Raw genomic sequence first — 23,637 nt, 5'->3', positions numbered from 1 at the left:
TGCGGACGGCATAGCCTCCGAGCAGGGACCGAGGCCGGACGGAGGATCCCCGCCCGGCCCCGGATCGTGGACCTACTGTGCGACGAGTTGAGCGACGTATCCCGGCACCATGGGCGCGCCCCATCCGGTGGTCAGGTCGTATCCGTTCGTCGTGGCGTAGCCCGGAACCGTGTTGGGGGTGAGCGAGCCGTCGCTCGCGAGCGCCCACATCCGGTTGCTGTCGAGCACACCGCTCGGCGTCGTGCCGTACGTCCGCGGCACCAAGTCGTTGAACGCCGTGGAGTGGTCGAACGACGCACTGTAGAGCGCCTTGTTCAGATCGCCGATCGGGCCCTTGCCCGCGGCCGCTCTGGCCTGGTTCGCGATGGCGGTCGCTGCCGCCGCCTGCGGCGAGGCCGCCGACGTGCCRCCGTACACGCCCCAGGCCGCGGGGCCTTCGGTGCTCGGGAAGTACGTGTGGTAGACGAGCACGCCGCCGTTCACCGCCGCGTTCCACGCGATGTCCGGAACGCCGCGCGCGCCGCCGACCACGCCGGAGACGCCGTCCTGGAAGGCCGGGCGCGGATAGATCGTGGACAGGCCGCCGCCGGTTCCGATCTGGAAGCCGCCCTCGTTCCACACGGGCTCGGTGTTCCCGCCGGAGTTCCACGCCCAGTACGCCGGGTTGCGAGCGCCGCTCGCGAGATACGGCACGTCCTGGGTGGGATTCCACGTCCAGCCGTCCTGCACCTGGGTGCCTCCGACGGACGTCACGTACGGGGAGACGTTCGGGTAGCTGACCTCGGGCGTCGTGCCCACGGTCGTGGAGCGCTTCACGTTCGTGTACCCGGTGGATCCGTCGTCGCCCGAGGAGGCGAAGAACGTGTCCCCCTTCGCCTGGCCCCGCTGGAAGGTCTGGTCGAACTTCGTGAACTGCGACTTCGCGGCGTTGGCGGATCCGAACGTCTGCTCATCGGTGCCGAACGACATCGAGAACACGGTGCCGGACGGGTACTTCGCGATAGCCCAGTCGACCGCCTTCATCAAGTTCGGCAGGCCTTGCACGCCCTGCGTCTCCGCGGGCGGGGTGGCGAGCAGCACGATGTGCGCCTTCGGCGCCATCGCGTACGCCCACTGCACGTCGAGGTTGGCCTCCCCCGCCCAGCCTGCGGCGGAGTTCGGGCCGGATTGCCCGACACCCTTGCCGGTCGGGTTCTTGTAGTCGGGCATGCCGAGCGGCGCCACCGACTCGAAGTCGGGCGTCGGACCGCCGAAGGTCTGCGCGAAGAAGTTCAGGTCGTCCGCGGCGGTGGGGCTGCCGTAGGCGTCGACGAGCACGATCGTCTGGCCGGCGCCGTCGTTGCTGGACGCGAGCGGCCCGAGGCCGTAGTGCGCGCGCAGCTGATCCGGCGTGTAGCAGTGGATCGTGGTGGAGACCCGGTTGTCCGGTGCGGGCCGCTGACAGGCGATCGCCGCACCGTCGGCGTCGGCCTGGGAGGTGAACGCACTGTCCGGCGCCTGCGCCGCGAAAGGTGCGACGGCCGCTGCGGCCGGGGGTGGAGACGAGACCGGGGAGAGAGCGAGAGCGGTCGCCCCCGCCATCGCCGAGACGCCGAGTGCGGCGAAGAGGGTCTTGGTACGTGACATGCCAACCTCCTTGTTGACGGATCACCCGAGCCGCCGGGTCAGCGACGCGGGACCGCCCACGACGCTACACCCGCGTCAGCGCCCTGATACCGGATGTTCAGCGGTCTCATAAGGACGGATCCCGGCGCATCACGGCGACCGCGGCGACGTGCTCTAGCGCCAGCACGCCGTCCGGCGCGCGGTCGGCGATCAGGTCGTCGAAACCCCGGCGGAAGCGGGCGCGATCGGGTGCGTCGAGCCCGAGATAGTAAGCGCCCGCGCCCGCCACGCCGCCTTCGACCGACGCCCACAAGGCCGCCGCCGGCGCGTTCCAGGTCCACTGMTTCTCCACCACGTCGGGAGAGGTCCAGCCTCCGTCTTGCAGCATCCGCGCGAAGCCGTCGGTCGTGCGCTCGAAGTCCTTGTCCGCCGGGAGCCGTCCGCCCGCCGCTGCCTCCAACCCGGCACGCTCGCACACCTCCGCCCAGAGCCACGACGGTGACCGGACCCAGATCGTCGCCGCGGCCGCGTCCCTCGTGACACGGCACAGCTCGGCTGCCGCGGCACGAGGATCCGGCACGTGGTTCAGGACGAAGTTCGCCACGACGGCGTCGAACGCTCCCTCCACGTCCGGCAGCTCGGGCAGTGCGCCTTCGCTGATCCGGACCTCAGGGTGGCGCCGCCGCGCGACCGCCCTCATGCTCTCCTCCGGCTCCCGCGCGTGGACGATCCAGCCGTCCGCGGCGAACGACGCTGCGAGCTCTCCCGTACCTGCTCCGACGTCGAGCACGGTGCGACCGGCACCGGGTCCGAGAAGCGCGCGGAGGGTCGCGCCCGTACCGGCGCAGAGCTCCGCATAGGACGCGGCGTAGGCCTCGCCGACTCCGCTCCAGGACTTCGGGCGACCCCTCATCGCTTCCCGAAGGGCGAGAGCACGACGATCGCGGCGACCACGACGAGGGCCGCGATGGCGAGCCCGGCGTACGAGAACGACTGCAGGATCACCCCGGCCAGCACCGCACCGCCCGCCGCGCTCAGGCTCATGAGCGAGTCGCTGCGCCCCTGGCGGCGCGTGCGCAGCTCGGGCGCGGACGCCTCGGTCAGCAGCGCCGCGCCGGCGACCGTCGCGGCGCTCCAGCCGAGTCCGAGCAGGATGAGCGCGACCATCACGCCCCACGTCGTCTCCCCCGCGAACATCGCGAAGCAGAGGGACGTGACGAGCAGCGCCTGTCCGAGCAGCACCGTGCGCAGCCGGCCCCAGCGGTCGGCGAGGATGCCGAACACCGGCGACAATCCGTACATCCCCGCGACGTGCATCGCGATCGTCACGCCGACGAGCACGGTCACGTCGAGTTCCATCGACATGCCGTCGTGCATGCCCGGCATCGCGCCGGACATGGCCATGTGCGATAGATGCACCGGGGTCATCGCCATGACCGAGGCCATCGTCACATGCGAGCCCGCGACCGCGAAGATCGCGTAACGGGCGGCGATCGGACGGTCGACGCGCTCGACGCCCGCGGCCATGGATCCGGTCTCGGGCAGCGTACGCGAGGTGAGGAGCGGATCCGGCCTGAGTGCGATCAGGTACAGCGCGAACGCCGCGATCTGCGCCACGAGCGAGAACAGGTAGGACCCGGTGTGCGGAGGCATGCCGATCGCCCTGCCGAGCTGTTCGCCAGGGCCCAGCAGCAATGGCCCCGCGACTCCGCCGATCGTGGTCGCCCACACGACGATCGACAGATCCCGCCCTCGATGCTGCGGCTGGGCGAGGTCGGTCGCCGCGAACCGCGACTGCAGGTTCCCGGCGTTGCCCATGCCGATCATGATGATTCCGACCAGCAGCAACGGGAATACGCGGATCGCGGCCGCGCCGATCACCACGACGATGCCGACGAGGGCGAGCAGGTTGCCCGCCGTGAGTGCGAGACGGCGCCCGCGGAGACCGGCGAGGCGGGCGAGCGGGATCGCCGCGAGGGCGGCGCCGAGCGTCACCGAGGCGGTCGCGAGACCAGAGAGCGCATCGCTGCCGGAGATATCCGCCGCGAGCAGCGCCCCCAGCGAGACGGTGGCGCCGAACGCGATCCCCCCGAGGACCTGACCGAGCGAGAGGATTCCGACGGTGCGACGCTGGATCCTGCCGCGATCCAGTTCGGTCAGGGTCGCCGCGGTCACGAGGCGGGAAGGGCGTCGCGCACGGCGTTGCGCAGCGTGCCGATTCCGGAGATCTCGACCTCGACCGTGTCACCCGCCCCGAAGGCGCCCACACCGGCCGGAGTGCCGGTCATGATCACGTCGCCCGGGAGCAGGGTGAAGACGGCCGACGCGTACGCGATGATGTCGGCGACCGAGTGGATCATGTCGGTGAGCGGGGCGTGCTGGCGCACCTCGCCGTTCACGCGGGTGGTCAGCTCGGCCGCGTCGAGATCGAAGTCGGTCTCGATCCAGGGGCCGAGCGGGCAGAAGGTGTCGAAGCCCTTCGCGCGCGACCACTGGCCGTCTTTGCGCTGCAGGTCGCGGGCGGTCACGTCGTTGCCGACGGTGTATCCGAAGACGTACTTGTGCGCGTTCTCTGCGGCGACGTTCTTGGCGATGCGCCCGATCACGACGACCAGCTCGCCCTCGTGCTCGGTGCGCTCGGAGAGCGCGACGGGGCGCACGATCGTGTCGCCCGGACCGATCACCGCGGTGTTCGGCTTGAGGAACAACAGCGGCTCGGCCGGCGCTTCGCCACCCATCTCCGCGGCGTGGTCGTGGTAGTTCTTGCCGACGCAGACCACCTTGGAGCGCGGGATCACGGGGGCGAGCAGCGCGGCATCCGCGAGCGGCACCCGCTCCCCCGTCGTCTCATAGCCTGCGAACATCGGGTCGCCGGCCAGCACGACCAGCTCGCCCTCATCGAGGATCCCGTACTTGATGCCGTCATTGTGGCTGAACCGAGCGATCTTCACGGATTCAGCCTAGCCAGCGCCGCGCGTCGACGCGCGACAACGGCGTGCGGATCCCCGGGCTCACGCGCTGCATGTCCCACTTTCGGCGGTGAAACGGCGTCCAAACTCACGCATGTCCCACTTTCGGCGTCCAAACGCGGCCCAAGCTCGCCGAAATCGGGACACGGTGGCACCAAAAGTGGGACACGGTCCGTCAAGACGGGCCGTGTCCCACTTTTGGTTAATGCGGGATCCGGAGGTCAGGCGTGGTCGGCCTTGTTGCCGCCGGCCTCGAGCACGTCGCCCGCCGGGAGCTCCTTGTGCCCGCCGAACTGCAGGCGCATCGCGGAGAGCACCTGGTTGGCGAACAGATCCTCGTCGCGCGATGCGAAGCGCTCGAACAAGGAGGCGGCGAGCACCGGCACCGGCACACCCACGTCGACGGCGGCCTTGACCGTCCAGCGGCCCTCACCGGAATCCGAGACGCGCCCGGCCAACCCCTGAAGCGTGGGGTTGCCCTGCAGCGCCGCTGCGGTGAGGTCGAGCAGCCACGACGAGATGACGGATCCGCGACGCCACAGTTCGGCGACCTTCGGGGTGTCGATGTCGAACTGGTAGTACTCGGGCTCCTCGAGCGGGGCGACCTCGGCCGAGTGCTCCGCCTCGCGGATCCCCGCGTCCGCGTTCTCGAGGAGGTTCAGTCCCTCGGCGAGCGCGGCCATGACGCCGTATTCGATGCCGTTGTGCACCATCTTCACGAAGTGTCCGGCACCCGAAGGTCCGCAGTGCAGGAAGCCCAGCTCCTCGGGAGCCAGCTCGCCGGTGCGGCCGGGCGTGCGCTCGACATCGCCGACGCCCGGGGCGATCGTCTCCAGGATCGGCGTGATCCTGGCGAACGCCTCGTCCGGGCCCCCGACCATGAGGCAGTATCCGCGCTCCAGCCCGAACACCCCGCCGCTGGTGCCGACGTCGACGTAGTTCAGGCCCTTCTCGCGCAGCGCCTTGGCGCGGCGCACGTCATCGCGGTAGTTCGAGTTGCCGCCGTCGATGAGGATGTCCCCCGGCTCCAGCAACCCGCTGAGCTCCTCGACGACACGACCGGTGAGACCGGCCGGGATCATCAGCCAGATGACCCGCGGGCCGTCGAGCTTCGCCACGAGGTCGGCGTAGTCGGTCGCCCCGATCGCCCCCTCCGCCACGAGCGCGGCGACGGCATCCGGGTTGACGTCGTAGACGACGCACTCGTGCCCTCCGCGCATCAGGCGGCGCACGATGTTCGCGCCCATCCTTCCGAGTCCGACCATGGCCAGCTTCATAGCAGGGTCCTCTCCTGTCAGAGATCGCGATTGGTGCGCCGCCTCCGCGTCAGAGGCGGCGGGGTCGTCGGGGGTCAGCCGTCCAGACGGACGAGCCAGCCGCGCGTGTCCTCGCGACGGCCGTACTGGATGTCGGTGAGCTCCTCGCGCAGCGACATCGCGAGTTCGGTCGATGCCGGCCCGGAGTGCACGATCTCGAAGTCGTCGGCCATGAGGGATCCGATCGGCACCACGACCGCGGCCGTGCCGCACGCGAAGGCTCCCACGATCTCGCCCGATGCGGCGCCGTCGCGCCACTCCTGGATGGAGAGCCTACGCTGCTCGACCTCGAGCCCGCGGTCCTTCGCGAGCTGCAGGATCGAGGCGAGCGTGATGCCCTCGAGGATGGAATCGCTGGCAGGGGTGATCAGCTTGTTGTCGCGGGTGACGAGCACGAGGTTCATGCCGCCGAGTTCCTCGATGTACTCCCCGTCGAGGAACAGGACCTGCTGGCAGCCCTTCTTGTACGCCTCCTCCTGCGGAAGCAGGCTCGAGGCGTAGTTGCCGCCGGTCTTGGCGGCGCCCGTGCCGCCGTGGCCGGCGCGGGCGTAGTCACGGGACAGCCAGATGTTCACCGGCTGCACACCACCGGGGAAGTACGCCCCCGCCGGGCTCGCGATGAGGTAATAGGCCACCTTCTTCGCCGCGCGCACGCCGAGAAACGCCTCCTTGGCGAACATGAACGGGCGGAGGTAGAGGCTCTCCTCGGGGTTGCTGGGCACCCACGACGAGTCGACGGCGACGAGCTGCTTGAGCGACTCGACGAAGAGCTCGGTCGGCAGCTCGGGCAGCGCCAGGCGCCGCGCGGAGCGCTGCAGCCGGGCAGCGTTGCGGTCGGGACGGAACGTCCAGACAGATCCGTCCGCGTGACGGTAGGCCTTGAGGCCCTCGAAGATCTCCTGCGAGTAGTGCAGCACAGCGGCCGCCGGGTCGAGCTCGATGGGCCCGTAGGGCGAGACGCGCGGGCGGTGCCAGCCGCCCTTTTCCGACCAGCACAGATCGACCATGTGGTCGGTGAAGTACTGCCCGAAGCCGGGTGCAGCGAGGATCTCCTCGCGCTCAGCATCGGAGCGCACGTTCTCGTTGCGAGTGACGCGCCAGATGAGTCCGGCGGGTGACGGGGCCTGAAGGGGGAGTTCGATGGTCATGAGTGCGTCCTGACAGGTCGAAGGGTGCGGCGTCGTGCGCTGACTTCAGATTACGCCTGGAGTCGGGCGATGATCGCCGCGCCGGTCTGTTCGGTGGTGCGGGCGCCGTCCCGCGCGGCGATGTCCTCTTCGACCGCGCGGTGCACGCGCGCGGCMTCGTCGCTCAGCCCCAGGTGGTCCAGGAGCAACGCGACCGAGAGGATCGCTGCGGTCGGGTCGGCCTTCTGCTGACCCGCGATGTCGGGTGCCGAGCCGTGCACCGGCTCGAACATCGACGGGAACGCGCCGTCGGGGTTGATGTTGCCCGAGGCGGCGAGACCGATGCCACCGGTGACGGCGCCGGCCAGATCCGTGAGGATGTCCCCGAAGAGGTTGTCGGTGACGATGACGTCGAAGCGCGAAGGGTGGGTGACCAGGAAGATCGTGGCCGCATCGACGTGCAGGTAGTCTACGGCCACGTCCGGGTGCTCCAGCGCCACCTCGTCGACGATGCGCTTCCAGATCGCGCCGGCGTGCACGAGCACGTTGGTCTTGTGCACGAGAGTGAGCTTCTTGCGGCGCTTGTCGGCGAGCGCGAAGGCATAGCGCACGACCCGCTCGACACCGAACGCGGTGTTCACGCTGGTCTCGTTCGCGACCTCGTGCGGAGTGCCCTTGCGGATGGCGCCGCCGTTGCCGACGTAGGGCCCCTCAGTGCCCTCGCGGACGACGACGAAGTCGATCTCGCCCGGCTCGGCCAGCGGTCCCGATGCGCCGGGGTAGAGCCGGGAGGGGCGCAGATTCACGTAGTGATCGAGCTCGAAGCGGAGCTTGAGCAGCAGACCGCGCTCGATGTTGGCGTCCTTCAGGCGCGGATCCCCCGGCTGACCGCCGACGGCGCCCAGCAGGATCGCGTCGTGAGAGCGGATCGCATCCAGGTCCTCGTCGGTCAGGGTTTCGCCCGTCTCGAGGAATCGTGCGGCGCCGAGCGAGAACCGGGTCTTCTCGAACGTCACGGCGCTCGCGGCGGTGACGGCGTCGAGCACCTTCTCCGCCTCGGCGACGACCTCGGGACCGATGCCGTCACCCGGGATGACAGCCAGCTTCACGACACGGGACGACGATTCCGACACGGGCGCTCCTTGCGATTCGATGCGGGTGGAGGATCCCAGGCTATCGGGAGCGACGACCCCGAACCGCCCGAAGTCCCCCCTCCATTCCGAGTCGTCCCCGTCAGCGCACCCTCTGGGCTCCGCTGACGGGGACGACTCGGAATGCGGAGGTCAGTTGCCGAGGCGGCGGCCGAGGGTGAGTGCGGCGATCGTGGCCGCGCAGACGACCAGCGCGCCGCCGATGAGCGAGGTCACCATGACGCCGGTGCCGAATGCATCGGCCGCGGCCTGCTGCAGCGCCTGCCCGAGCGCACCCGGCAGCTGCTCGGCGGCGGAGAACGCTCCGGCGAGCGTCTCCCTGGCTCGGTCGGCCAGCGCTTCCGGCACACCCTCGGGGACGACCAGCGAGGTCCGGTAGAACGCCGTGATGATGCCACCCAGGATCGTGGTGCCGAGCACGGCGCCGAGCTCGTACGCCGTCTCGGACACCGCGCTGGCCGCGCCGGCCTTCTCCGGCGGAGCCGCGGCGAGGATGAGCTCGTTCGAGACCGTCTCCGCGGCGCCGATGCCGATGCCGAGCAGCACGAACGCGACGATCAGCGGGGCGACGCCGTGGGCGTGCGTCGTGAAGGCCACGACGAGATACCCGGCGAGCGAGAAGACCAGAGCGGACGGCACCAGGATCTCGGGACGCACACGACGCGCGATCGGCACGACGACGAGGCCGGAGACGATCATTACGGCCATGCCGGGGATGAGCGCGAGGCCGGCGTCGACGGGCTTGAGCCCGAGCACGAGCTGAAGATGCTGCGAGACGTAGTACAGGAAGCCGACGAGGGCGACGACGCTGAGCAGGTTCACCAGGATCGCGCCGCTGAACATCCCACGGCGGAAGAGCGCCATGTCGAGCATCGGGGTCTCGGCGCGCAGCTGCCKGCGCACGAACAGCACGCCCATGCCCACGCCGATCACGAACAGGATCACGACGAGCGGGGTGATGCCGTCGACCGCGAACTCCTTGATCGCGTAGACCACGGGCACCATGGTGGCCATCGACATGAGGATGCTGAGCAGGTCGATCCGGCCCGGGTGCGGGTCGCGGCTCTCCGGCACCAGGATCGGCGCGAGGATCAGCAGCGGGATCAGTACCGGCACCGCCACGAGGAACACGGATCCCCACGCGAAGTGCTCGAGCAGCACTCCCCCGACGATCGGCCCGAGGGCGGAGCCAGCGGAGAAAGCGGCCGCCCACACGGCGATCGCCAGCCGTCGCTGCTCGCGGTTCTGGAACACCGAGCGCAGCAGTGAGAGCGTCGACGGCATGAGCATGGCGCCGAAGAACCCGAGCAGCGCGCGGGCGGCGATCAGCAGCGTCGCGGTCGGGGCGAACGCGGCGAGCGCCGAGACGAGCGCGAAGCCGGTGGCGCCGATGAGCAGCATCTTCCGCCGGCCGAAACGGTCGCCGAGCGTGCCCATCGTCACCAGGAGGCCCGCGAGCACGAGCGGGTAGACGTCGATGATCCACAGCTGCTCGACGCCGCTGGGGCTCAGGGCCGTGGAGATCTCAGGCAGGGCGAAGGAGAGCACGGTGTTGTCGACCGAGACGAGGAGCACCGGCAGCATGAGCACGACCAGCGCCGCCCAGCCGCGTGCACCGACGCGGGGGCCGTCTTCGGTCCCCGGCAGGGAGATCGACGCTGTAGCGGACATGTTGCACCTCTCGGATCCATCGCGGAAGGACGAGTTACTTAACCGTCCGGATGGTATAGTAACAGATATGGCCAGACCTCCGCATGCCAGAGAGCGCGTCCTCGACGCCTTCGAGGCCCTCCTCCTCTCGGACGGCGAGCGCGCCGCGACGCTCGATGCCGTCGCCCGGGCAGCCGAAGTCTCGAAGGGCGGTCTGCTCTACCACTTCGGGTCGAAGGACGAGTTGGCGGCCGCGATGATCGCGCGTCTCGCCCGGCTCGCCGACGAGGACGTGGCGCAGATCCGCGCCGCTCCGGAGGGCCCCGTGGAGTACTACCTGCGCACCTCCGTAATGATGAACGACGCCCTCGACCGCGCGATCATCGCCGTCTCCCGGCTGGCGCAGGGCGGAAGCAGCACCGCCATCGAGGCCCTGCACCGCATGCGCGAGGAGTCGGCGGAGGCGATCCGCCCGCACGTGAGTGATCAGGCCGCGCTCGATCTCGTGATGCTGCTCAGCGACGGCCTCTTCTTCAACAACACCCTGGAATCGCACGGTCCTGTCGACGGCACAGACGGGGTCGTTCCCGTCGGGGCGGATCTGGACGCCTTGATCGCCCTGGTGCTCCGCCTCGTCGAGCGCTGACCCCGCCCCCACCGGACGAAGAAACCGCCGCCGCGGGATGACCCGGGGCGGCGGTTTGTTCGCGGAACGGTGTCAGGCCTCGATGAGCTCGATCTGACGGAACAGGTCGGCATCGATCGCCTCGCGCACCTCGTCGAGGAGCGTCTCGGGAATCGGCGAGTCGAGCGTGAGCACCGACAGGGCCTGGCCGCCGGCGGTCTCACGGGCGATCTGCATCCCGGCGATGTTGATGCCGGCGTCGCCGAAGCGCTGACCGTACACCGCGACGATGCCGGGGCGGTCGGTGTACAGCATCACGACGTGGTGCTTCTCGATCGGCAGCTCGACCGCGTGGCCGTTGATCGCGACGAGCTTCTCGATCTGCTTCGGGCCGGTCAGAGTGCCGGAGACGGAGACCTGGCTGCCGTCGGCGAGCGCGCCGCGGAGCGTGACGACGTTGCGGTACTCGTCGCTGACGTCGTCCTGCACGAGGCGTACGGCGACGCCGCGCTGCTCGGCGAGCAGCGGAGCGTTCACGTACGACACGGTCTCGCTCACGATCGGGGTGAACACGCCCTTGAGCGCAGCCAGGCGCAGCACGCCGACGTCGTAGCCGTTGAGCTCGCCGTGCACCTCGACGTCGAGGCTCGTGAGCGGCGAGTGCGCGAGGCCGGAGAGGATCTGACCGAGCTTCTCGGTGAGCGGGATGCCGGGGCGCACGTACGGGTCGATGACGCCGCCGGCCACGTTGACCGCGTCCGGGACCAGGTCACCGCCGAGCGCGAGGCGCACGGAGCGCGCGACCGAGACGCCGGCCTTCTCCTGCGCCTCGTCCGTCGACGCACCGAGGTGCGGGGTCACCACGACGTTCGGGAGCGAGATCAGAGCGTGCGCAGAGCCGCCCTCGACCGGCGGCTCTGAGGTGAAGACGTCGAGTCCCGCGCCGGCGATCTCGCCGTTCTGCAGCGCGACCAGCAGCGCCTCCTCGTCGATGAGACCGCCGCGCGCGACGTTGACGACGTAGGCCGTCGGCTTCATCGCGCGGAACTGCTCGGCGCCGATCATGCCGGTGGTCTCCGGGGTCTTCGGCATGTGGATCGTGAGGAAGTCGGACTCGGCGACGAGCTCTTCCAGGCTCACCAGCTGCACGCCGAGCTGCTGCGCGCGGGCGCTGGTCACGTAGGGGTCATAGGCGATGAGGCGCGTGTCGAATCCCGCCAGACGTGCGGCGACGAGCGCCCCGATCCGCCCCAGGCCGACGATGCCGATCGTCTTCTCGAAGAGCTCGACGCCGGTGTAGGAGCTGCGCTTCCACTGCCCTGCCGACAGCGAGCCGTGGGCCGCGGGGATGCGGCGGGCGAGGCTGAGGATGTGGCCGACCGTGAGCTCCGCGGCGGAGACGATGTTCGACGTGGGCGCGTTCACGACCATGACGCCCGCGGCCGTCGAGGCCTTGATGTCGACGTTGTCCAGGCCCACGCCGGCGCGGGCGACGACCTTCAGCACGGGCGCGTGCGAGAGCGCCTCTGCGTCGATCTTGGTGGCCGAGCGGATCAGCACGGCGTCGGCGTCGGCGAGAGCGGCGAACAGTGCCTCCCGGTCTGTGCCGTCCACCGAGCGGACGTCGAAATCGGGGCCCAGCGCGTCCACCGTGGCCGGAGACAGCGTCTCGGCGAGCAGGACGACGGGCTTGCGGGCGGACGTGTTCACGGCGTTCTCAGGCACAGAGATCCTTCGGGACAGGAGGGAGGGGGCCGATGCGCCGCACCGTTGGGGCGCGATAGTGCGAACACTCTACCCGAGGGCGCAGCGCCTCCCGGACCGTGTGACGGCCCGGGACAGGGGCGGTCAGTGCGCGCCGGAGAGCGTGTACCCGACCACGTCGAGCCAGAACACGGCCACCAGCCCCAGGCCGGCGAGCAGCACGAGCGCCACCGTGCCGAGCCGGCGTCGCCGGGTCACCGCGATCGCGACGACGTAGATGACGGCGGGGAGGATGATCGCCAGGATCAGCGCCACCCACGTCGTCGCCCCGACGGCGAGGCCGACGAGCGGGATCATGTATCCGATCGCGTTCCAGATCGCGTAGGCGTAGAGCAGGCCAAACACGCCCAGCAGCGTGTAGAAGAGCCAGCGGGGACGCCGCGGCTCCACCTGCGGTGCGGTCGTCATCGACTCGGCGCTCATGCTCCCACCGTCCCGAACATCACGAAGGGCCACGGCACCAGCAGCGCGGCGCCGGCGATCAGCGACACGATCCGGATCCAGGTCGCGCTGCCGCGGGTCAGCACCCAGGCGGCTGCGAACCACAGGATCGGCGCGAGGGCGGCGAGCCACATCCAGGGGAAGTACGTCCAGTCGCCGAGCAGGAGGGACGCGCGCGGACGCAGCCGGAAGCCTCCTATGATCCATCCCACAGCGAAGAGCAGGTACACCCCGCCGATGATCCCGTAGAAGACCAGCGCGGCGTTGCCGATCGCCGCGGGCTCGTCGTCGGCGTCCGCCTGGATCTCCGCGGCGGACGTCGCGCCAGTCGTCGCGCCGGTGGTCGCCGCGTGCTCCGCGGCAGGCGCCTCGGCCGCGCTCTGCGCAGCCCGCTCCGCCTCGGGAGCGGCGTCGGCGGGAGCGCCATCCGCGGAGGCCTGAGCCTCGGGAGCTGCGGGAGCCGGGTGGTTCGCGGGAGCGTCCGGCGCATCGGGCTCGTCGCCCTCCCAGCGCAGCGCGTCGTCCGGATCGGTCGTCATGCGTCCAGCGTAGCGACCGATATCCCCGGATCCGCGGGCCCCCGCCGCTAGGCTCAGGTCCAGCATCAGGCGGAAAGGACCACCGTGCCCGAGAACAGCAGCCACAAGCCCGCCAGAGCGGCGGCCAGCAAGCCCGCGTCGACCGCGTCGAAGGCCGCGGCCGGCGCCGACGGTCCGGCGGATCCTCCCGCCGACTGGACCCCGACCCCCGAGGCCAAGGCGACCGCGACCCGGTTCCGCTGGATCGCCGCCGTCCTCTGGGCCGTCGCGATCGCCGCAGAGGCGGTCGGCATCTTCTGGCTGCTGCGTCAGCGCCAGTACGTCGGCGAGGACGGCAAGCTCGTCCGCAACCCCGACACCGGCCTCCTCGAGCAGCAGGGGGCGACGGCGCAGTTCCCGCAGTGGGCGTTCATCACGCTCCTCTGCCTCTTCGTCGTGATCGCCGCGCTGTCGATCACCGGATCCTTCCTGTGGAAGAAGGCGAATCGCCTGGATCCGGCCCGTCGCTCCGAGACCGTTCGGTTCTTCGTGCAGAACCAGCTGGGCGCGATCATCGCGATCATCGCGTTCGTGCCGCTCATCATCATGGTGTTCCTGAACAAGGACATGAGCAAGGGGCAGAAGACCACCGCCGGCATCGTCGGCATCGTGCTGGCGGCCCTCGCGGTCGTGCTCGGCATCGACTTCAACCCCTCGTCCGTCGAGCAGTACACCGCCGATCAGTCGACGGTCATCCAGCTGCTCGGGCAGGACAAGGTGGTCTGGGTCGACGGCGGAACCGTCTACCACGTGTGCGAGCAGGTCTCGGCGATCCAGACCGGCAGCGACAAGCGCACCGGCACGACCGCCCAGGCCGTCGAGGCGGGGAAGACCCGTCTCACGCTCGAGTTCGCGTCCGAACTCCGCAAGTGCGGGCTCGCCGTTCCGGAGAACTCGCCCGCCATCGCCGACGCCCTGCGCGCCATCCGCGACGGCAAGACCGACACGACGCTGCCGGCGCCGGTGTGGGCGAACGCCTCCGACGCTCCGATCACAGTGCCGGATGCCCCGTCCTCGGGCTCGGAGCCCGCGCCGACGAGCACCCCGTGATCACCGTCCTCCGCTGAACTGCGGCGAACAGAAGAGCGCGACGTCCCCTTTCCGGGCGTCGCGCTCTTCTGTTCGAGCGCGGTTCGCGCAGGCTCGCCTCGGGTCAGCTCCGGCTGCGCACCGCGGCGGCCGCGCGGCGCACGATGTCGCCGTCGGTCACTTTGAAGCCGGTGCTGCCGCCGCCGGGCCCGCTGGGTGCGGCATCGCCCGAGGGGCGCCGGGCGGAGAGGTGGATCGCATCGGCGCCGCACCCGGTCAGTGCGGGGATGTCCTCGACCCGCACGCCGCCGCCGGCCATGAGCTGCAGTCGTCCCGCCGCCGCTTCGGCGAGGGCGCGCAGCGTCTCAACGCCGTCGATGCTGCGCGCGGCGCCTCCGCTCGTCAGCACGCGCCGCGCCCCGCACTCGACGAGGTCCTCGACGAGGGCCGCCGGGTCCAATACCGTATCGATCGCCCGATGGAACACGAGATCCACGCCGCCTGCAGCATTCCGCCAACGCTCGAGGGCACGGCGATCCACGGCGCCCTCCGCGGTCAGTGCGCCGACCACGACAGCTCCCGCCCCACGCCGGACGATGTCGGAGATGTCGTCGGTCACCAGGTCGATCTCCTCCGCACTGTAGACGAACCCGCCGACACGTGGCCGGACGAGCACGGCGACCCGCGCCGGATCACCCGCGACGGCGAGCACGGCGTCGATCGTCGCTCCCGAGGGCGTGAGGCCCCCGGTCGCCGCCAGCGCCTGGCAGAGCTCGACACGATCCGCCCCGCCCTCGAACGCGGTCCGCGCCCCGGCCGGCCCGTCGACCGCGATCTCCAGTGCGATGCGCGTCATGGCACGACCGTGAGGGTCGCGACGGGCTCGGCGCGCAGCGCCGCGGGGATGCCCACGATCCGCGTGCCCTCGGCCGCGGTCACCGACTCCACGGCGGAGCCGTCCGCCCACCACGCCTCGCCGTCGGCCAGTTCCGCCGGGAGCCGGAGCTCGCCACTGCTCGGATCAAGAGCGTGCACGTGCACCCCGCCCGCCGACCGCGTGTAGCGACGCGGCTCGCCCGTCTCCTCGCCGAAGCGCACCCAGGGACGCGTCCCATGGATCGCGTCTCCGTTCGCGCGCATCCACGCGCCGAGCTCGCGCATCGTCCGCCGCTGCAGTTCGGGGATCCGCCCGGCAGCATCGGGACCGACGTTGATGAGCAGGTTCCCGTTCTTGGAGACGACGTCGACGAGCATCCGGATCAGATCCGGCCCGGACAGCGTCTGACGCTCGTCCTCGGCCTGGTTGTACCCGAACGAGTATCCGAGTCCGCGCGTGGACTCCCACGGCGCGTCGAGGATCCCGGGGATGTGGGTGTACTCCCGGGTGAGGAAGCCGTGGTAGGGCACTCCCCAGCGGTCGTTCACGACGCCTTCCGGCACGTGCTCGAAGTAGCGGCGCAGCAGCGCGGCGACGGCGAAGTCGTCGTCGCCCTTGCCGCCGTCTGGCCACTCGATATCGTTCCAGAGCACGTCCGGCGAGAACCGTTCGACGAGCTCATCCAGCTGCGCAGCCGCATAGCGCGAGAAGTACTCGTCGTTGCGGCGGTAGCGGAACAGGTCGGTGTCCGACTCGATCGCGGGGAAGTCGCTCGCGTGCCAGTCCAGCGCTCCGGAGAAGTACACGCCGAACCGCGCGCCGGCACGTCGCGTCGCGTCGTGGAGCTCCGCGATCAGGTCCCGCCGGGGCCCGCGGGCCACCGCATTGAAGCCGGTCGTGCCCGTGCCCCACAGGCAGAAGCCCTCGTGGTGCTTGGTCGTCGGGATGACGTAGCGGGCCCCGGCGTCCACGAGCTCGCCGACGAAGGCGTCGGCGTCGAAGGACGACGCGTCCCAGAGGTCGGCGAGGTCCTCGTACGAGGTGCCGGGTCCGTAGAGCTCCTGGTGCCGCTGCCAGGTGGGACTGCCGGCGATCCGCACGGTGTTGCCGTACCACTCCGCGTACTGATGCCAGGCGTAGGCATCCTCGGTCGGGATGTTCACGCCCTCGCCGTGCTGCACGGCCCAGGCCGGCACCGAGTACAGACCCCAGTGCACGAAGAAGCCGAGCTTGGCGTCGCGGTACCAGTCCGGCACGCCGGCGGCCGGGTAGGCGGGGGCGGCGGATCCGAAGTCGGGTCCGGTGCGCTTCTCGAAGTTCATCATGCGGACGGCTCCTCTCCGCGACGGCTCACATGCGCGGTGAGCGCGGGGACGCCGTCCGCGTGGAACGGGAAGACGCCCGGTGCGAGCCGGTGGTGGCCCAGGCGCAGCAGATCCTGATCCACGCCGCCCGGGGTGAGCGCGAGCGTCCAGTCGGCGGCGAGATCGTACAACTCCGGCTCGAGGTAGCCGATTTTGACGATCACGATGTCGGCGGCCTCGGGATCCAGTCCCAGCATGCGGAAGTCGTCGAGGTGGTGGAAGGGCTTGCGCCGCTCGGTGACGATCGCGTGCACGCTGCCGGAGYGGATCACGACCTGGGTGCCGGCCTCGGGGTCGCCCTCGGTGATCGAGAACACCTCGCCCGTGAGAGCAACGGGGCCACGCGGTCCTGGATCCACCCGTCCGCCGACCTCGACGGCCACGGTCGCGCCGACACCGGCGGCCACCGCCTGCGCCACGGCGGCGGGGTCGAACACGGAGGCATGCACCACGACGTGTCCCTCCTCGACGAACTCCGGGCGCGCGAGCAGCTCGCCGAGAGCCCAGGAGACGTCGCCCGCCCCGCCGGCGGTCGGGTTGTCGCCCGAGTCGGAGATGACGTACGGGCGTGCCGCGTCCGGCGCGAGCGCCCGCTCGAGCGCCTCGCCGAAGGTCGCGGTCGGTCCCACGAAGACGAAGTCGGCGCGCGCGTCCCAGTACTGCCGGGCCAGACGCTCGGCCTCCCGCGCGATGACCGCGCGGTCATCGCCGGTCACCATCACGATCGCCATGTTGCGGGGCTCATCGGCCCAGGCGTAGCCCACCCAGATCGCCGCGTCCACGACGCCGTCGAGCGCTTCGATCTCCGGCACCTGCGCGTAGATGCCCCGCGCCGGCTCCAGCCGGGTGCTGGTCTTCTCCCCCGGCAGCAGCACGGGCACGGGCACCCACGCCTTGTAGGGGCGCCGGCGCCGCGGATCGGATCCGTGCGGACCACGCAGGCGCGCGAGCAGGTTCCAGACCGCGCGCTCCTTCGTGTTCATCCAGTCCTCGTGCGGCGCCATCCGGTAGCAGGTCAGCAGATCCAGCGCGTCGCGCAGCACCTCCGACACGTTTCCGTGCAGGTCCATCGAAGTCGACACGAGCACGTCATCGCCGAGTTCGGCGCGCACGGCCGCCGCGAGATCGCCCTCGGCGTCCTGCATGCCCACGACGCTCATCGCACCGTGGATGTCGAAGAAGAATCCGTCGAACGGGCCGCCGGCGGCGATCTCCGCACGGATGCCGCGCACGATCGCCTCCTTCATCCGCAGATAGGTGGCCGGCGCCACCGCTCCGCCCGGCAGCGAACGGCCGTGGTGGATCGGCACCCACTCCGCCGCCTCGCGCAGTTCACGGCCGGCGTCGAGGAACGGGTAGTAGCCCACGAGGTCGGCGCCTTCGCGGATCGTGAAGGCCTCGTCGCCGGAGATGTGCGGCGAGAACGTGCTGGACTCGATCGAGATCCCGGCGATGCCGATCCGCGGGCGGATGAGCCCTCCGTCCTCGACGGCAGGGAGCGGCCCCATCCAGACCGTGTCGGCCTCGGGGCGGATGTTCGGGGTGGGCGCTGTCATGACGGCTTTCGTTCCTTCTCAGGCAGTGCGGACGGTTCAGACGGTGGCGGGGACGATATCGGCGAGTCGCGCGGAGGCGAGCGCGGCGGCCCCGCGGGCGACGGCGTCGGCGGAGATCTCGGCGGGCACGATGCGCAACGGGAACCCCGAGACCGGGGCGTCGGTGCGCAGCGTATCCAGGATGCCGGGCTCGAGCAGATCCCACGCCTCGCGCACCCCTCCGCCGATCACGACCATGCCGAGATCGAGCAGGGAGGATGCGACCGAGGCGGCGAGAGCCGTCGCACGCGCCGCGTCCGTGAAGACGGCCACCGCTGCGGTCTCCCCCGCCCTCGCTCGATCGGCGATCTCCGGGGCGGTGGCGGCGGATCCGGTGGCCGCGCGGTAGCGACGCGCGATCGAGGTGCCGGAGGCGAGAGTCTCCAGATGTCCGGTCTGCCCGCAGGTGCACACCAGGTCGCTGAAGCCCGGCGTGTGCCCGATCTCCCCCGCCGCGCCGTGGACGCCGTGGTGCACCGCTCCGTCGAGGGCGATCGCGCCGCCGACGCCGGTGCCGAGCATGATGCCGAGCACGTCGCGCTCCCCTCGGGCCGCACCCCAGCGCAGCTCGCCGAGCAGGAAGGCGTTGACGTCGTTCTCGACCCACACCGGCGCGCCGAGGCGGCCCTCGAGCTCGGCGGCGAGAGGGAATCCGGTCCAGTCGGTGAACGTGGCCGAGGCGGCGACGACGATGCCGCGATCCTGGTCGATCACACCGGCGGCGCCGACGCCCGCGCCGGCCAGGGACACGTCCAGTGCACGGCACAGCCGGAGGACGAGATCCGCGGCGGCATCCGCCATCGCGGTGCCGCCCTCCGCGGCGGGCGCTGGCACGACGCCCTTCGCGAGGACCGCGCCGGTCTCGTCGGTCAGCACGGCGGAGATCTTCGTTCCGCCGATGTCGATGCCCGCGATCACGGGCGCGCTCGTCTCCCGGTGCGGCCCGGCACCGGATCCTTCGTCGTGCGTCATCGTCCGCCGAGCCCCGCCATCGCGATGCCCTTGACCAGGTGCTTCTGCAGCACGATCACGAGCACCGTCGTCGGCACCATGGAGATGATCGCGGCCGCCATCTGCAGATCCCAGCGCGTGCCGGTGAGACCCGAGAAGGTCGCGAGACCCACGGGGAGCGTGCCGTGCGCGTTGTAGTCGACCGTCACGATCAGCGGCCATAGGTAGCTGTTCCAGAAGGAGAGGAAGGTGAAGACGGAGAGTACCGCGACCGCCGACTTGGCGAGCGGCAGGATGATCTGCAGGAAGGAACGCAGGGGGCCTGCGCCGTCGACGCGGGCGGCCTCTTCGAGCTCGTACGGGATCCCGCGGAAGAACTGGCGCATGAGGAACGTGCCGAACGCGGTGAACGCGAACGGGAAGATCAGCGCCTGGTACGTGTCTACCCAGTTCAGCCACTGCATGACCTGGAACATCGGGATGACCAGCACCTCGGCGGGGACCATGAGGGTCGCGAGGAACAGCACGAACACCGCATCCCGGCCCCTCCAGCGCAGCCGGCCGAAGGCGTAGCCCGCGGTCGTCGAGACGATCAGCACGACCAGCGTTCCGGCGATCGCCACGAAGAACGAGTTGCCGATGTAGGTGAGGAACGGGCCGTACGCGAACACGTCGGCGAAGTTCGACCAGCGCACCTCGGAGCCGACCAGCTTCGGCGGCATCGAGAACATCTCGTTGTTCGGCTTGAGGGCCGAGAAGAACGAGTAGATGAGCGGCGAGACGAAGACGAGCGCCGCGAGGTAGACGAAGACGTGGGCGATGATGAGGCGGGTACGCTCGGCGGCGGACAGCGGCGCCTTCGAGCGCTTGCCGCGGTCCTCAGCCGCGACCTCGACCGTCTCGGCGGACTCGACGAGGGCCGCCTGCTGCAGATCAGTGCTCATAGTGCACCCACTTCTTCTGCGCCCCGAACTGCAGCGCGGTGATGATGATGATGAGCGCGAACAGGATCCACGCGCCGGCGGCGGCGATGCCGAGGTCCTGGAACTTGAAACCCTGGTTGTAGATGAACTGGACCAGGGGTTGTGTCGCGTTGCCCGGCCCGCCCCCGGTGAGCAGCTGCGGCTGCGCGAACACCTGCAGGGAGGTGATCATGGTCATGATCGTCGCGAAGAAGATCGACGGCGAGATCATCGGCACTACGACGCTCCACTGCATCCGCAAGCCCGAGGCCCCGTCGATCCGAGCCGCCTCGATGACCGACTCGGGCAGCTGCTCGAGGGCGGCGGAGAAGATGAGCATGTTGTAGCCGAGGCCCTGCCAGACGCTCATGATGATGACCATCGCCATGGCCCAGAACGGGTCGGCGAGGAAGTTCGGCAGCTTCATGCCGAACCAGCCCTGGGCGATGCCGTTGAAGAGACCCTGCGGCTGCAGCATCATCTTCCAGACCAGGACGCTTGCGACCATCGGCGTGACGACCGGGATGAAGAACAGCACGCGCAGAGCCCCGCGTCCGCGGATCCGCGGCCCGAGGGACATCGCCAGGATCAGGGAGCAGACGATGCTGAGCGGCACGTAGACGATCGTGAAGACGGCGGTGTTGCGCATCGCCGGCCAGAAGTCCGGGCTCGAGGTGAAGAGCTTGATGTAGTTCTCGACGCCGTTGAACGTCTTGTCGCCGAACGTGGGCCAGTTGTAGAAGCTCATCACGATGGAGAGCACGACCGGCACGACGGTGAACACGGCGAGGCCGATCAGGGCGGGGCTCGCGAAGCCGAGCGCCTGACGGCCCTCCGCACGCATGAGGGATCCGCGTCGGGGCGGAGCACCGCGTCGGCTCTGCGACGCGCGGCGGCGGGATGCGGCGATGGTCACCGTTCCTCCTTCTTCCAGAATGGTGTCCCGGTCCGGCGGACGGATCCGCCGGACCGGGAGAGGATCACTTGCCGAACTGCTGCTGGGCGCTCTTGAGCACGTCGGCCATGGGGGTCTGGCCGTTGTAGACGCTCACCAGCTGCGGCTGCACATAGGTGCCGACCTTGGACCAGTTGTCGGTGACGTACTGACCCTGCACGTTCGCGAAGGCGGCCTTGAAGACCTCCTCGACCTGCGCGCGGTACTTCTCATCGATCGACTCGAAGTAGAGCGGCTGGCTCTCCGTGCGCGCCGGGTAGCTGCGGCCCGAGGAGGCGATGTAGTCCTGCGAGTCCTTGCTGAGCAGGGATCCGAGCACCTTGAGCGCGGCGTCCTTGTTCTTGCAGGTCTTGGAGATGCCGTAGCCGGAGCCGAGGATGAGGCTCAGCGAGTCCTTGCCCTCACCCGGCAGCGGCGCCATACCGGCGGTGAAGCCGGCCTCGTTCTTCAGGTAGCTGACGGCGTTCCAGGTTCCGTCGACCGCCATCGCGGCGTTGCCGTTGGAGTACTGGTCCTCGCCCCAGCCGCCGTCGGAGGCGCTGGCGACGGGCAGGGCGACCTTCTGGTCGGTGACGAGACCGGCGTACCAGGTCGCCGCGTCCTGGAACTTCTTGTCCGTGAGCTGCAGCTTGCCGTCCTGCGTGGCCGGCTGCACGCCCGCCTTCGCGATCGGCAGCGCCTGCCACTGGAAGTCGCCCATGCCGACGGCGAAGCCCTGCTTGCCGTCGCGGGTGGCCGCCTTGGCGGTCTTCTCGAAGTCGTCGAACGTCCAGCCCGGCTTCGGGTCGGCGGCGCCGGCGGCCTTGAGCTGGTCGGCGTTGTAGTAGACGAGCATCGTGGCGGTGTCGAAGGGCAGACCGTACAGGTCGCCCTTGTTCTTCAGGATCTCGGTGGTGCCGGAGGCGAAGTCGCCCTCCTTGAGGCCCGCGGTCTTCAGATCGTCCGCGGCGAGCTTCTGGAAGCCGGAGGTGTAGCCGGACAGCATGCCGCTGTTCATGCCCGTGACGCACGCCATGTTGCCCGACGCCATGTTGGTGGTCAGCTTCGTGAAGAAGTCGTTCCACGGAGCGGTGCGCAGCTCGATCTTCAGATCGGGGTTCTGCTTCTTGGCGACGTCGATCTGCGCCTGCAGCGCCTTGGTGTCGTCGGCGGATCCCGCCCACATGTCCACCACGACGGTCTTGTCGTCGGCGCCCGCGCTGCTGCTCGAGCCTCCGCAGCCGGTCAGCACGAGCGCGGCGCCCACCGTGAACGCCGCCACGGGGACGAGGTGAGTCTTCTTCATTGAAATGCCTCCTCAGGCACGAACAGATCCTTGCTTCGTTTGAATTCGAACGAAGTAATTCGGGGTTATGCCCTCATCTTGTCAGAGGCACGCATCAAACTCCAGCCGAACATCGGATGTCTGTCCCAGATCGTGAGAATTCCGTGATGAATCCGGATCGCTGACGACTTCACCATTAGAGTGATCTTCATTCGACCTCGAAGGAAGTGTCATGGCACGTTCGGTAGACCGGTCCACGGACCGCCGCGAACCCCCCGCATCGGGTGACCATGCCCGGCAGATCGTCGAGCTGGTGACCCGCGGCGAAGCGCTGTCCCGCTCGGATCTCGCCCGCCTGCTCGGCATCGCACCATCCACCGCTTCCCTGCGCGTGCAAGAGCTCGTCGACGCCGGAATCCTGCGGGAGAACGGTCAGGCGCAGTCCTCCGGCGGACGGCGAGCCCGGCGCCTGTCCCTCGGCGGCACGCCGCACCGCGTGCTCGCGGCAGAACTCGGCGGCGAGCACGCCCGACTGGGGCTGCTCGATCTCGGCGGCCACCTCGACCGGACGACGACGATCCCGATCACGATCGCGGACGGCCCGGAGGCGACACTCGCACTCGTCGAAGCGGGTCTGCGCGAGCTCGCCGCGGGCGCAGACATCCGAGCTGTGGGCATCGCGCTTCCCGGGCCCGTCAACTTCGAGGCCGGGAGCGTGGATCAGCCCTCGCGGATGCCCGGCTGGCCCGGTTTCCGCGTCGGCGAGGCGCTGACCGACCGCTTCGGGGTGCCGGCCGTCGTAGACAACGACGCGAACCTCATGGCCCTGGGCGAGCACCACCGCAGTCTCACGCGGGACCAGCACAGCATCACGGTCAAAGCGGGAACCGCCATCGGCAGCGGCATCATCGTGGCGGGCTCCGTGCACCGCGGAGCGACGGCAGCGGCCGGGGACATCACGCACACGCGCGTCGCGGAGGCGGCGGACATCCCGTGCTCCTGCGGCAATCACGGCTGTCTGGAGACCATCGCGAGCGGCGCGGGACTCGTCCGCCAGATGCGCGAGCGCGGCATTCCGGTCACGGGCGCCGCCGAGGTCCTGGAGCTCGCGCGCAACGGCGATCCGATCGCGACAACGCTGGTGCGCACGGCCGGCACGCATCTCGGTCAGGTGCTCTCCGGCGTCGTCAACTTCTTTAACCCGCACGCCGTGTTCCTCACGGGGAGCATGAGCGCCAGCGAGCCCTTCCTCGCCGCGGTGCGCAGCCGCGTGTACGAGGCGTGTCATCCGCTCGCCACGCAGACGCTGCGGATCGAGTCCGCGCGGACCGGGCCTGACGCGGCGCTGTACGGCGCCGCGCGCCTGGCGATGGAGCTGGTCGACCCCATCGCCTGACGTGGACGCCGGAGCCCG

Annotated in this window: 21 protein-coding genes; 3 read left to right on the top strand and 18 right to left on the bottom strand. The window is 69.9% G+C overall.

The window, feature by feature from the left end; translation table 11 throughout:
- Window positions 1-72: 72 nt before the first annotated feature.
- From AC1DG4_RS03335 to AC1DG4_RS03300, 8 genes are all read right to left on the bottom strand, one after another.
- The gene (locus AC1DG4_RS03335; protein WP_477380602.1) at window positions 73-1,626 is read right to left on the bottom strand and encodes a S53 family peptidase; all 1,554 of its coding nucleotides are present in this window, start codon (window positions 1,624-1,626) and stop codon (window positions 73-75) included.
- 106 nt (window positions 1,627-1,732) lie between these two features.
- Window positions 1,733-2,518 (bottom strand): class I SAM-dependent methyltransferase, encoded by a 786-nt coding sequence (locus AC1DG4_RS03330; protein WP_477421072.1) that lies wholly within the window; start codon window positions 2,516-2,518, stop codon window positions 1,733-1,735.
- On the bottom strand, window positions 2,515-3,780 hold the full coding sequence (locus tag AC1DG4_RS03325) for an MFS transporter (RefSeq protein WP_477380606.1): 1,266 nt from the start codon (window positions 3,778-3,780) through the stop codon (window positions 2,515-2,517). The genes AC1DG4_RS03330 and AC1DG4_RS03325 overlap by 4 nt, the downstream gene beginning before the upstream one ends.
- Window positions 3,777-4,556: a fumarylacetoacetate hydrolase family protein gene (locus AC1DG4_RS03320; protein ID WP_477380607.1), complete on the bottom strand. Its 780-nt coding sequence runs from the start codon at window positions 4,554-4,556 to the stop codon at window positions 3,777-3,779. The genes AC1DG4_RS03325 and AC1DG4_RS03320 overlap by 4 nt, the downstream gene beginning before the upstream one ends.
- Window positions 4,557-4,795: 239 nt before the next feature.
- Window positions 4,796-5,851, bottom strand: coding sequence for a phosphogluconate dehydrogenase (NAD(+)-dependent, decarboxylating) (gnd, locus tag AC1DG4_RS03315; RefSeq protein ID WP_477380609.1), 1,056 nt, complete (start codon window positions 5,849-5,851; stop codon window positions 4,796-4,798).
- A gap of 74 nt (window positions 5,852-5,925) precedes the next feature.
- On the bottom strand, window positions 5,926-7,038 hold the full coding sequence (locus AC1DG4_RS03310) for a branched-chain amino acid aminotransferase (protein WP_477380611.1): 1,113 nt from the start codon (window positions 7,036-7,038) through the stop codon (window positions 5,926-5,928).
- 50 nt (window positions 7,039-7,088) lie between these two features.
- Window positions 7,089-8,150, bottom strand: a complete 1,062-nt coding sequence (locus tag AC1DG4_RS03305; RefSeq protein ID WP_477421071.1) for a 3-isopropylmalate dehydrogenase — start codon at window positions 8,148-8,150, stop codon at window positions 7,089-7,091.
- Window positions 8,151-8,300: 150 nt separating this feature from the next.
- Complete coding sequence (locus tag AC1DG4_RS03300) at window positions 8,301-9,839, bottom strand: MFS transporter (RefSeq protein ID WP_477380615.1); 1,539 nt, start codon at window positions 9,837-9,839, stop codon at window positions 8,301-8,303.
- Window positions 9,840-9,906: 67 nt separating this feature from the next.
- Between AC1DG4_RS03300 and AC1DG4_RS03295 the strand changes: the two genes are divergently transcribed.
- The gene (locus AC1DG4_RS03295; RefSeq protein WP_477380617.1) at window positions 9,907-10,464 is read left to right on the top strand and encodes a TetR/AcrR family transcriptional regulator; all 558 of its coding nucleotides are present in this window, start codon (window positions 9,907-9,909) and stop codon (window positions 10,462-10,464) included.
- 72 nt (window positions 10,465-10,536) lie between these two features.
- Here the strand turns inward: AC1DG4_RS03295 and serA are convergent, their stop codons facing one another.
- From serA to AC1DG4_RS03280, 3 genes are all read right to left on the bottom strand, one after another.
- Window positions 10,537-12,168 (bottom strand): phosphoglycerate dehydrogenase, encoded by a 1,632-nt coding sequence (gene serA, locus AC1DG4_RS03290; RefSeq protein WP_477380619.1) that lies wholly within the window; start codon window positions 12,166-12,168, stop codon window positions 10,537-10,539.
- Between the two features lie 123 nt (window positions 12,169-12,291).
- Complete coding sequence (locus AC1DG4_RS03285; RefSeq protein WP_477380621.1) at window positions 12,292-12,630, bottom strand: hypothetical protein; 339 nt, start codon at window positions 12,628-12,630, stop codon at window positions 12,292-12,294.
- Complete coding sequence (locus AC1DG4_RS03280; RefSeq protein WP_477380623.1) at window positions 12,627-13,187, bottom strand: hypothetical protein; 561 nt, start codon at window positions 13,185-13,187, stop codon at window positions 12,627-12,629. Before AC1DG4_RS03280 ends, AC1DG4_RS03285 begins: the two co-directional genes overlap by 4 nt.
- An 84-nt stretch (window positions 13,188-13,271) precedes the next feature.
- On the opposite strand from AC1DG4_RS03280, the gene AC1DG4_RS03275 reads away from it, so the two are divergent.
- Window positions 13,272-14,276, top strand: coding sequence for a hypothetical protein (locus tag AC1DG4_RS03275; protein ID WP_477380625.1), 1,005 nt, complete (start codon window positions 13,272-13,274; stop codon window positions 14,274-14,276).
- A 103-nt stretch (window positions 14,277-14,379) separates the two neighbouring features.
- Here the strand turns inward: AC1DG4_RS03275 and AC1DG4_RS03270 are convergent, their stop codons facing one another.
- The 7 genes from AC1DG4_RS03270 to AC1DG4_RS03240 all read right to left on the bottom strand — a co-directional run bounded on the left by AC1DG4_RS03270 (window position 14,380) and on the right by AC1DG4_RS03240 (window position 22,244).
- Window positions 14,380-15,111 (bottom strand): copper homeostasis protein CutC, encoded by a 732-nt coding sequence (locus AC1DG4_RS03270; protein WP_477421070.1) that lies wholly within the window; start codon window positions 15,109-15,111, stop codon window positions 14,380-14,382.
- Window positions 15,108-16,457, bottom strand: a complete 1,350-nt coding sequence (locus tag AC1DG4_RS03265) for an alpha-L-fucosidase (RefSeq protein ID WP_477380629.1) — start codon at window positions 16,455-16,457, stop codon at window positions 15,108-15,110. The genes AC1DG4_RS03270 and AC1DG4_RS03265 overlap by 4 nt, the downstream gene beginning before the upstream one ends.
- Window positions 16,454-18,004, bottom strand: a complete 1,551-nt coding sequence (locus AC1DG4_RS03260; protein ID WP_477421084.1) for a M81 family metallopeptidase — start codon at window positions 18,002-18,004, stop codon at window positions 16,454-16,456. Before AC1DG4_RS03260 ends, AC1DG4_RS03265 begins: the two co-directional genes overlap by 4 nt.
- Window positions 18,005-18,088: 84 nt before the next feature.
- Window positions 18,089-19,063 carry an ROK family protein gene (locus tag AC1DG4_RS03255; RefSeq protein WP_477380631.1) on the bottom strand — a complete coding sequence of 325 codons (975 nt, stop codon included), beginning with the start codon at window positions 19,061-19,063 and terminating at the stop codon, window positions 18,089-18,091.
- Window positions 19,060-19,986: a carbohydrate ABC transporter permease gene (locus tag AC1DG4_RS03250; RefSeq protein WP_477380633.1), complete on the bottom strand. Its 927-nt coding sequence runs from the start codon at window positions 19,984-19,986 to the stop codon at window positions 19,060-19,062. The genes AC1DG4_RS03255 and AC1DG4_RS03250 overlap by 4 nt, the downstream gene beginning before the upstream one ends.
- Entirely contained in the window at window positions 19,976-20,920 is a 945-nt protein-coding gene (locus AC1DG4_RS03245; protein WP_477380635.1) for a carbohydrate ABC transporter permease, read from the bottom strand. Before AC1DG4_RS03245 ends, AC1DG4_RS03250 begins: the two co-directional genes overlap by 11 nt.
- A gap of 64 nt (window positions 20,921-20,984) precedes the next feature.
- On the bottom strand, window positions 20,985-22,244 hold the full coding sequence (locus AC1DG4_RS03240) for an ABC transporter substrate-binding protein (protein WP_477380637.1): 1,260 nt from the start codon (window positions 22,242-22,244) through the stop codon (window positions 20,985-20,987).
- Window positions 22,245-22,455: 211 nt separating this feature from the next.
- On the opposite strand from AC1DG4_RS03240, the gene AC1DG4_RS03235 reads away from it, so the two are divergent.
- Window positions 22,456-23,619, top strand: a complete 1,164-nt coding sequence (locus AC1DG4_RS03235) for an ROK family protein (protein ID WP_477380639.1) — start codon at window positions 22,456-22,458, stop codon at window positions 23,617-23,619.
- Window positions 23,620-23,637: the final 18 nt, after the last annotated feature.

This window comes from Microbacterium sp. 05N427, from assembly GCF_056397105.1.
Note: the sequence above shows the minus strand (reverse complement) of the source record. Positions and strands in the feature narration are given on the sequence as shown.

Excerpts from the sequence above, each read along its gene's own strand:
- AC1DG4_RS03265 (WP_477380629.1), bottom strand. The coding sequence starts at position 16,457 with ATGATGAACTTCGAGAAGCGCACCGGACCCGACTTCGGATCCGCCGCC.
- AC1DG4_RS03240 (WP_477380637.1), bottom strand. The coding sequence starts at position 22,244 with ATGAAGAAGACTCACCTCGTCCCCGTGGCGGCGTTCACGGTGGGCGCC.
- AC1DG4_RS03310 (WP_477380611.1), bottom strand. The coding sequence starts at position 7,038 with ATGACCATCGAACTCCCCCTTCAGGCCCCGTCACCCGCCGGACTCATC.
- AC1DG4_RS03280 (WP_477380623.1), bottom strand. The coding sequence starts at position 13,187 with ATGACGACCGATCCGGACGACGCGCTGCGCTGGGAGGGCGACGAGCCC.
- AC1DG4_RS03250 (WP_477380633.1), bottom strand. The coding sequence starts at position 19,986 with ATGAGCACTGATCTGCAGCAGGCGGCCCTCGTCGAGTCCGCCGAGACG.
- AC1DG4_RS03255 (WP_477380631.1), bottom strand. The coding sequence starts at position 19,063 with ATGACGCACGACGAAGGATCCGGTGCCGGGCCGCACCGGGAGACGAGC.
- AC1DG4_RS03285 (WP_477380621.1), bottom strand. The coding sequence starts at position 12,630 with ATGAGCGCCGAGTCGATGACGACCGCACCGCAGGTGGAGCCGCGGCGT.
- gnd (WP_477380609.1), bottom strand. The coding sequence starts at position 5,851 with ATGAAGCTGGCCATGGTCGGACTCGGAAGGATGGGCGCGAACATCGTG.
- AC1DG4_RS03235 (WP_477380639.1), top strand. The coding sequence starts at position 22,456 with ATGGCACGTTCGGTAGACCGGTCCACGGACCGCCGCGAACCCCCCGCA.
- AC1DG4_RS03270 (WP_477421070.1), bottom strand. The coding sequence starts at position 15,111 with ATGACGCGCATCGCACTGGAGATCGCGGTCGACGGGCCGGCCGGGGCG.
- AC1DG4_RS03295 (WP_477380617.1), top strand. The coding sequence starts at position 9,907 with ATGGCCAGACCTCCGCATGCCAGAGAGCGCGTCCTCGACGCCTTCGAG.